The following is a 9541-nucleotide window of genomic DNA, read 5'->3' as shown; positions in this document are numbered from 1 at the left end:
AAAAAGATATGCAATTATAAGGGATGCAGATGATGATGCAAATAGTGCATTTCAGAGTGTCGTCGGAATACTCAGTCGTCATGGTCAACCTACTCCCGAAGCACCGGGAGAAATGACTTTTTCAAATGGAATCAATACTGGTGTTTACATCATGCCGGGGAACTCGGAAAATGGGATGTTGGAAGATCTATGTCTTAGTACGGTGGTGGATAGCCCTGTGTTGACCTGTGTGAATCAGTATATATCCTGTTTGCGTGAAAATTTGGAAAACAATTCTTTTCCGCGAAATGAAGCAAAAGCAAAGATGCATACTTTTTTAGCAGGTATGTGTAAATTTGTACCAAGCCTTGGGATTGCGGCTAAAAAATCATATTTCAATTTTGAATCTGATATCTTGAATGATATCAAACAATTCCTTAAAGAACTTACAAAATGACAACAGCCATACACACAGAAGAGACATTTGAACAGGCAATCGTTGAAGAACTGATTGAAAATGGTGGATATATTGCTGGAGACCCTAATCTCTTTGATCGGGAAATAGCACTTGATAAAACCACCTTCATACAATTTCTTCAGCAATCCCAACCTGAAAAATGGGAGAAGCTGCATACCATCCATGGTGCCAATACAAAAGAGAATGTCATCAAAAGATTTGTGAAAGAGGTTAGTTTAAGGGGTGCCCTGGATGTTATCCGAAAAGGATTCACAGATTATGGTGTCAAATTCCAGACTGCATTCTTCAAACCTGAAAGTAGTCTCAATCCAGATTCCCAGAAGCTCTATGATGCCAATATTCTGACCGTCACCAGACAGGTTAAGTATTCTCTGAAAAATGAAAACTCCCTTGATCTGGTACTGGGGCTGAATGGGTTGCCGATTGCCACCATAGAACTTAAAAACCAGATGACCGGTCAAACTGTTGAGAATGCAAAGCAGCAGTACAATTTTGATCGTGACCCAAAAGAGTTGATCTTCCAGTTCAATAAAAGAGCACTGGTACATTTCACTGTTGATACAGATGAAGCATGGATGACCACCAGATTGATAGGCTCACAGACATTCTATCTCCCCTTCAACAAGGGAGATAATAACGGTAAAGGTAATCCTGTCAATAAGTATGGATATCGAACCGATTATCTCTGGAAAGATACCTGGGCAAAGGATTCCTGGCTGGATATCGTTGGTAGGTTTATCCACCTTGAAAAAGAAGCTGTGGAACAAAATGGAAAGAAATCAATCAAGGAAAAGGTGATCTTTCCCAGGTTCCATCAGTATCGAGTGGTCAAGAAATTATCTAATCATGCAAAAGAACATGGTCCTGGTAAGAACTATCTAATTCAACACAGTGCTGGAAGTGGTAAATCCAATTCCATTGCATGGTTATCCTATCGTCTCTCCAGTCTCCACAATAGATTTGATGAACGTGTCTTTGATTCTGTTATTGTCATCACCGACCGCAGAGTACTGGATTCCCAACTGCAGGACACCATCTATCAGTTTGAGCATAAAGAAGGGGTGGTTAAGAAGATCGATAAAAAATCAGATCAGCTTGCAGATGCCATATACCACGGTTTCAACATTATCATAACTACCTTACAAAAATTTCCTTTTGTAATTGATAAAATTGCAGAGCTGGAAAAATATAAAGGTGAAAGAAAATCAAGGAACTATGCAGTTATAATTGATGAAGCCCATAGCAGTCAGGGTGGTGAAGCATCCAGAAAAATGAAGGAGGTGCTTTCTGCTAAAACCCTTGAAGAAGCAATGCTTGAAGATATGGATTCAAAAACCGATGATTCACCGGAAGATGAAATCCGAAGAACCATGATGTCACGGGGGAAGCAGAAGAATATCAGCTTTTTTGCATTCACAGCCACACCCAAAGCAAAGACTCTGGAGGTCTTTGGAGAGACAGGTGAAAATGGAAAACCAGAACCTTTTGATCTCTACTCCATGAGGCAGGCAATAGAAGAAGGGTTCATTTTAGATGTTCTGAAGGGGTACACCACATACAAAACTTTCTTCAAACTGAACAAAGCCATTGAAGATGACCCCAAGATTGATACAAGAAAAGGGAAAGTTGCCATTGCACGGTTCATGTCCCTGCATCCCCATAACCTTTCACAGAAAACAGAAGTGATGATTGAGCACTTCAGGCAGGTGGTATCCAAAAAAATCAATGGGCAGGCAAAAGCAATGGTGGTGACATCCTCAAGGCTCCATGCAGTACGCTATAAAGTGGAGTTTGATCGATATCTGAAGGAAAAGGGATATATAAATATCAAGACCCTGGTTGCATTCTCCGGTACTGTTGATGATGAAGGTATCGAGTATAAAGAGATTGAAATGAATCAGTTTGGAGAAAAGGAACTGCCCAGGAAGTTCAATACATCGGAGTTTCAGATCCTTTTGGTAGCAGATAAATATCAGACCGGATTCGATCAACCACTGCTTCACACCATGTATGTGGATAAAAAATTATCTGGTGTCAAAGCAGTTCAGACCCTCTCCCGATTGAACAGGAAATGCAGAGGAAAAGAGGACACCTTTGTTCTTGATTTTGCAAATGAAGCGGATGATATTAAGACATCATTTCAACCCTACTATGAAGTAACCACCCTTGAAGAAAAGACAGAGCCAAATCTTCTGTATGATCAAAAGAGTCGGATTGAAGCCGCTCAGGTGATCTGGTCATCGGAAGTGGAAAACTTCTCAAAAAAATACTTTGACCCAAAATTCGGCATCCTTCATATGACCTCAAAAGTACTTTACACTTTGAAAATGATACTCCCTTAAAAATGGGTCTATCTTTCTGAAAAGTGTAAAGAGGTGAATGAAGCATGCCCAAAATTCAATAAAAAAAATCAAGCCAAACTGAATGCCTTTATTGACCCTGCTGTGGAACGATTCAAAGCACTTCCTGAAGACGCTTCAGTTGATGGGCAGATTTCCCAGGATGACTTTAAGCATACCCTTGTATCCTTTACTCGTTTGTATTCATTCCTATCCCAGATAGTTCCATTCTATGATATTGAATTGGAGAAGCTCTTTCCCTATATTCGGTTCCTGCTGAAGAAACTCCCCAAAAAGAGTATTGAAGAGAGATTGAAGCTTGATGATGAAGTGGCTCTTGAGTACTACCGACTAAATAAAGCCGGTGATGGAGACATCGTGCTTGAAACCTGTTCGGAGTGGGCACTTTCCGGTGCAACAGAAGCCGGTGTGCGTAGAAAGAAAGATGAAGAGAAATCTCCCTTGTCAGAGATCATCAGCACCATCAATGACCGCTTTGGAACTGAATTTAACGAAACGGATCGACTCTTTTTTGACCAGATTGTTCAGGATTGCATAGCAGATGAAAATTTGAAGATTCAAGCTCTTGCAAATACCATTGATAACTTCAAATTTCCGTTTGAGGATGCTTTCATCAATAAAGTGATCGACAGGATGGATCAAAATACTGATATCTTTAACCGATTAATGGAAGGGGGAGATTTCAGTGACCTGGTGGCAGGGGTAGTTCTGAAGGAGGTGTATCAGAGGCTTACCAATATAGAATGAGGGGTTATGGCACGAAGGTGTTGTTTGGCTGTAAAAGAACTGGAATTTTTTATCACATTTTTTTTGGAATGAGATACATCCCACATAGGAATATTATGACAATTTTTGATAAAGTAGATGAAATCTTAAAAATACAAAACAAGTCAATATTCAGCACATCTGAAATCAAAGACTTATGTCATGACCATTATGGTATAAATAAAAATTCCGTTATTCCTTCGGATTATTGTTATAATAGGACAAATCATGGCATTGCTAATGATAAAAATATTCTCATTTTTCTTGGAGCAGGTGAATATAAATATGTAGGTCGTGATCATCAATATAGTGGCTGGGTTTACCACAAAGAAAAAGGTGAAACAAAGGAGAAAATAGTTGGAGAGTGGAAAAACGGTAAATATATCGACTTTGACCAAGCATTAACATATGAAGAACATGATACTGACCATGGTGCAGAACCCACCAGTAACGTCAGTGGATTAAGTAAAGACAGGCTTGAAGAACTTTACAGTAATTATCTGGGATTATTGGAGCTCGAAATAAGCATTCTTGGCTGTAAAGCTACTGAAGTCAGGCATCTCATAGGTCGAATTGGAGAGTTTAAATGTGCAATGGAGACGAATGGAACTTTAGCAGCTGTACCAAATCAACATGGTTTCGATGTGATTTCCGAACATGGTAAAAGAATCAGTGTAAAAACAACTGCACAAGTTTCTGGTTTTGTCAGCATAAATTCAAATACGCTTGATCGTGTAGATGAACTCATGGTTATTCAATACAAAGCCAATAAATTTAGTATTGTGTATCATGGATCTGTCACAAAAGCAATCGAAGTCTCTCGTTTATACAGTCATAGATATGAACTCGATATATCAAAAGCAGTATTATTATAGAATGAAATGAAAATTTTCAATCCTAACTTCTACATAAAAGTTAAGATTCGCATTTCAGCCAATTAAACAATTATATCAGTTACTTAAACTAAAAAACATCAATGCCAACAAAAACAAATTGATTTTGAATACTAACTATCATAAAACAATACCATACCAACTTAACATACATGGTGATTTTATGACCAAAGAGATAAAGAACCCAAACCACCCTAAAAAAGGTTCCAGAATAACTGTCGAACCAATCAGAAGAGACAAGGACATCAAAAAAATTGTCAGACGATTGAACGACCGCTCCAGAGATCAACTATTATTTCTGATGGGCATCAACAATGGACTTCGTGTTGGAGACCTTCTGAAGTTGAAGGTGGGTCAGGTAAGAGAACTCTCTGCCGGAGACACACTCACCATTATAGAAGGTAAAACTGGGAAAAGTAATGTTCTGGCGATCAACAAGACCGTTTTTAAAGCACTGAAAAAGTATCTTGAAGATTATAATCCTGATGATGAGGATTTTTTGTTTTCCAGCAGAAAAGGCAATAATCATTTGACGATTCAAACTGTCAACAGTATGGTGAAGAAATGGACAGCTCAGATCGGTCTGAAAGAGAATTACGGTGCCCACACGTTGAGGAAAACTTTTGGATATATTCAGAGAACACAATTTGGAGTGGGATTTGAAGTGTTAGCCAAAAGGTTCAACCACTCCAGTCCTGCTGTGACCATGAGGTATCTCGGCATTCATGATAAAGAAGTCAGTGGGATACTGAAGAATGAGATTGGGTATTAGAGTTTTAGCGCTTTGAACTTATCAAGGAAAAACGCGGGAGCGATGGGCCTCACCAAAGACTTTTGAGAAACTTGAGTTGGATCACACTCCCAATTCTTAGGGGAGTGAATAAGCTGGTAGCGGCTCTATGGGGTCGCAACATTCCCAGCTTACCCGACTTAGGGGAAATTTGCCGACCGTCAACCTATGCACCTCTATAATTCTATCAAATTGCACTGCCAGAGATTTTTTTTCTGAGAAACTCATTTATTCCTCCCTCTTTTTCATTGAGCTTCGTTTCCATAGAGAGGTTTCCTTTGAATTTTTCCCAATTTTTCTTTTTGCAAATCTGTAGCCTGATTTGTATATATTTCAAATAGTTAGATTTAGTTGCCAAGATTATTCTTTAAAAAACGAAGATATTATGCGTAAATTTGAGTAAATCATATAAAAACGACGAAATCGACAAATATTTGAGATGAAATGCCATATATAGCTAAATAATGGCTGTTGAATGATAGTGAGTGCTGTTGAATGTTGTTGAATGCTGTTGAATGGATAGTTGAATGGTTAGTGAATCGAAACAATACAATCAAAAAAAACACCTTTCACACATAATGTGCTGAGAATGCTCATAACTCGATTTGATCAAAGCAAGATTCTGAATTATTATCGTTATCAAATTCGCACTGGCGCAGAAAAAATTTAACGTTTTAGTTGTGTTCCATTGACCCTAATTGTGCTCTTATTAAAGCATTGTTTTTATAGGGGTCAATGGAATTGTAACATTTTGGAATTTTCAAAGAAAAAAATGAGAAGATTAGCACTTATGGGAAATGAGAAAATTGATGAATGGTTAAACAAAGTACGTGATGATATAGCTCCGTTTTTGAACAATTACGAAGAAGATGAATTCCAGGAGAATATGTCTCAACTATCCGACATATCTCTTTTAACTATTTGGCCTATGATCATAACAGTGAAGCTCGGAGCAGAAATTAATGAAGCAAGAATTCTGCAAGAATTTGGATGGCTAAAAACATTGGGGTGGTTAATTAAGGACGATAAGGAAAGCTCTTATATAACGGCCATGGCAGAAATATCTGCCACAACGAAGCATAAAAGTCCTGAAAAAAACTTGAACTACGGAGACTTTCTTATAAAGCCAATGGATATAATGGTTAATATTATCCATTCAAAAAAAGAATTTCTATGGGTGTTGCTTTCCAAGCTCTATCCAAAGAATGAAATGCTGGATAATTTTGATGAAATGATTTCAAGATATTACATATTGCTATTTTCATATTTGCATCATTGCAATTCGAAAGAAACTTTAATGTCATTCTCACTAGAAGACATGTTAAAGTATATCTCTAAATCAAACGATTCTGAAACAGCATTCCGCTTATCCTATATGTCATTACGGTATATTTCAAATGGCGACTATAATTCATATACATTAGAGATCATTGATAATAAAGTTGAAATTCAGCCAGAGTATCTCCTTAAATATTCCCAAACAGAGTCGGGTAAAGAATTAGACCCCAATGAGCAAATTTATTCATTTAATGGATCTCAAATAAAGTCGAATGATTTTTCAAAACTACTTCTTGATCAAATTTTTGACACAGCTAACAACATATCAGATTTATATTTCAATTTAGCCAAAACAATTCGCAATTTACCGTCCCAATTACCTCAATTATATTTGGATAATCAAAAGGCCTTTTCAGATATTTTTGAAGATGTGTATTCATTTTTTGAATACACATCAATTTTTTATCATTACGAAGATTTGATGGAATTTTGTAAAAAATTAGAATCTGAATTTGACATTAATAGACTTTCTAAAAGAGGAAAGTTAGATAAAAAATTATTTAAAAAGCACTTAAAATACATTAAAGATATCATATCATTTCAAAAAAATAAGAACTTTGAACTCTATCCAAAAATTGTAGACATCCTTTCTGATACAAACAAAGAGCTTAAAGCGTTAAAAAGAGACTTAATCTACAATTATCCAAGTATAATAAAAGATGCACGTTCCTGTAATAATACTTTTAAATTAGATATCTGTAAAAAAGGTTGTCCCTATTTAAAAAAAGTCGAATCAGAAATTAATTTATACATGACTGAGATGTTAGCTAAAAAAATTGATGATGATAATGAATATAAAGATATAACAGATTATAACACTCTCATAACGAAAAATTGGGAAAGAGATATCTTGCGCATAATATATCCTTTGATCAAATTAGATGCCGAAGGAAAACCTATGTATGCGAACACTGTTGATAATACTACAATCGAAAAAGATATGGACGCGTTATTAAAATATGAAAAAGAAAGAATTTTTCAATATCAAAAAAAAATGAAACGAAAAAAATGATGGATTCGAATCTTTTACTGTATTACATTTCATATGATTTTCACGAGTACAACACGATATATGTTAAAGTTGACTCTACACCAGTTATAAAATGAGTTGTGAGATACTTCGAAAGAAGTTAATGAAATAGGCTGCATTTGGTTGCGTATAGGTTGCATTTAATGGGTGTTTTGACGCAACTTTGATTTTTAAATATCCTATGATTTCAAATACTTATATATATTGTATTCAACTTCTAATCCGTAGGCCACAGGTTCGAATCCTGTCAGGCGTACCATAAAATTATAAGCAATATCAAAGGGTTACAGTAATAAACTGTAGCCCTTTTGTATTTAAAAATCATCGATTGTGCCCTAATTTGTGCTCATAGCATTTACTTGGGTCTGTTGATTCAAATATTCTTCTTGCCGTGTAGATGCCATTTTAAGGTCAGCATCATTAACAATATTGTACCTGTCAAACACTGACCTTGTTTTATGTCCAGATACCATCATGGCAACTCTTTCTGGCACGCCTGACCGTACCATATTTCTAACAGCAGTTCTTCTGAGATCATAGAAGATTGGCCCTTCAGGAAACTTCATTTTCTATTTTTGAACATAATGTTTACTCAACTTGTAGCCATAACCAAGACCAAGTTTCCGACACGCACTGCTCCAGGTCTTTCTAAAATTTACTATCTTCCCTGTACCATTTCTGTTGGGGAACACATAATGCTATAGCGCTCAGCAAAACTGATACACCTCTGCTCACTTAAATTGATACACCACTTCAAAAGAATCCATATATTTCCTCTCTTTATCCAAAGTCGTACAAGTCAGACAACAACTCCAGTGTCCTCGGGTTCACATTTTTTTCTTTGAGACCATCCACTGATACCCACGCCGCATCATCAGCATCATCCCCTGGTGTCATTTCTCCGTCAAGATACTCTGCTTCCAGATCCACGATATAGTAGTGGAATCGAACGGCTCCATTTTCATCCTGCTCAATAGATTCAAAAGAGTATACTGGTTCACCAGCTTTGATTTTGATACCGGTTTCCTCAAACACTTCTCTTTCAGCAGCTTGTTTGAGTGTCTCCCCCACTTTGACACTTCCACCAGGGATGGCCCAAGCTCCTTTGGAAGGTGCTTTTCCTCTCTTCACCAGCAATACTTTTTGCTCTTTGAATACTACTGCACCAACTGCAAGCATCGGTTGATCTGGATACTTTTTACTGCTTTCCATATTCTCAGCCATTTGTAATCCCATTAACTTTTCATGGAAGTAGTGATTTATCGAATAAAATCTCCGTAAACATCTTCATACCTTTCCTGGAGAGAATCTAAATGACCCCATGAATCTGTTGCTCGATTAACAATATCATAGGCTCTTTCTTGAAATTTGTCCGATAGTCCGTTTTTTTTCAGCAATTGTAAAACTTCCTCAAACATATCCTCCGGGTCTGTATAGTAATCCTCTTCATCAACGCCAAATTCATCATTGAAATTTGATATGCATTCAACAAATGTGAACATAACATCGGCTACCAGTTCGATATCAGTAATCAATTTTCTGAAGTCTTTCACTGCATTTTTTGCAACTGACAATCGTGCTTTGGGCATACCTCTTCTCTTGCCTTCTACAAATTCTTTTTCAATGATATCAATATATCTTTTGAGGATATCGGAAGTATCTCCATATTGAGCTTTATAGTATTCTTTGACCTGTGGAAATTCTTGACATAGAGATGAAATCTCTTTTATCAGCTCCTCTTTTGTTTTCTTTGCCAGTTCTTTTTTGAGTGCAGGTAAGGTAAACTTTTTCATGTGTTCTCCATTTTGATATATTGGATATAGCAAAAGTTGAATCCATCAGATTGACTATATTGACCATTTGATCTATATCCTTTCAAGTACCCCCTTGTCCAATAAAATTGTATAA

At 36.7% G+C, this 9541-nt stretch carries 8 protein-coding genes; 6 read left to right on the top strand and 2 right to left on the bottom strand.

Going from position 1 to position 9541, the window contains the following annotated elements; translation table 11 throughout:
• The 6 genes from MTBBW1_RS23835 to MTBBW1_RS23810 form a co-directional block, all read left to right on the top strand.
• Nucleotides 1–436: DUF3226 domain-containing protein (locus tag MTBBW1_RS23835; RefSeq protein WP_222424157.1), on the top strand; the 436-nt coding region annotated here is incomplete at its 5' end.
• Entirely contained in the window at nucleotides 433–2799 is a 2367-nt protein-coding gene (locus MTBBW1_RS23830; RefSeq protein ID WP_080808374.1) for a type I restriction endonuclease subunit R, read from the top strand. The genes MTBBW1_RS23835 and MTBBW1_RS23830, both read left to right, overlap by 4 nt.
• Before the next feature lie 33 nt (nucleotides 2800–2832).
• Nucleotides 2833–3564 (top strand): hypothetical protein, encoded by a 732-nt coding sequence (locus MTBBW1_RS23825; RefSeq protein WP_080808371.1) that lies wholly within the window; start codon nucleotides 2833–2835, stop codon nucleotides 3562–3564.
• A gap of 95 nt (nucleotides 3565–3659) precedes the next feature.
• A complete protein-coding gene (locus MTBBW1_RS23820; RefSeq protein ID WP_139786884.1) occupies nucleotides 3660–4457 on the top strand; it encodes a DUF7225 domain-containing protein in 798 nt (265 codons plus the stop codon).
• 181 nt (nucleotides 4458–4638) lie between these two features.
• Nucleotides 4639–5247 (top strand): tyrosine-type recombinase/integrase, encoded by a 609-nt coding sequence (locus tag MTBBW1_RS23815; protein WP_080808362.1) that lies wholly within the window; start codon nucleotides 4639–4641, stop codon nucleotides 5245–5247.
• A 769-nt stretch (nucleotides 5248–6016) separates the two neighbouring features.
• A complete protein-coding gene (locus MTBBW1_RS23810) occupies nucleotides 6017–7615 on the top strand; it encodes a hypothetical protein (protein WP_080808358.1) in 1599 nt (532 codons plus the stop codon).
• Nucleotides 7616–8413: 798 nt separating this feature from the next.
• Here MTBBW1_RS23810 and MTBBW1_RS23800 read toward each other — a convergent pair.
• Nucleotides 8414–8857 carry an NUDIX hydrolase gene (locus tag MTBBW1_RS23800; RefSeq protein ID WP_245809542.1) on the bottom strand — a complete coding sequence of 148 codons (444 nt, stop codon included), beginning with the start codon at nucleotides 8855–8857 and terminating at the stop codon, nucleotides 8414–8416.
• Nucleotides 8858–8892: 35 nt separating this feature from the next.
• Nucleotides 8893–9426 carry a DUF6155 family protein gene (locus MTBBW1_RS23795; RefSeq protein ID WP_080808352.1) on the bottom strand — a complete coding sequence of 178 codons (534 nt, stop codon included), beginning with the start codon at nucleotides 9424–9426 and terminating at the stop codon, nucleotides 8893–8895.
• Nucleotides 9427–9541 lie beyond the last annotated feature (115 nt).

The organism is Desulfamplus magnetovallimortis (assembly GCF_900170035.1).
GTDB lineage: Bacteria > Desulfobacterota > Desulfobacteria > Desulfobacterales > Desulfobacteraceae > Desulfamplus > Desulfamplus magnetovallimortis.
This window is presented reverse-complemented; position numbering and strand designations above follow the sequence as displayed.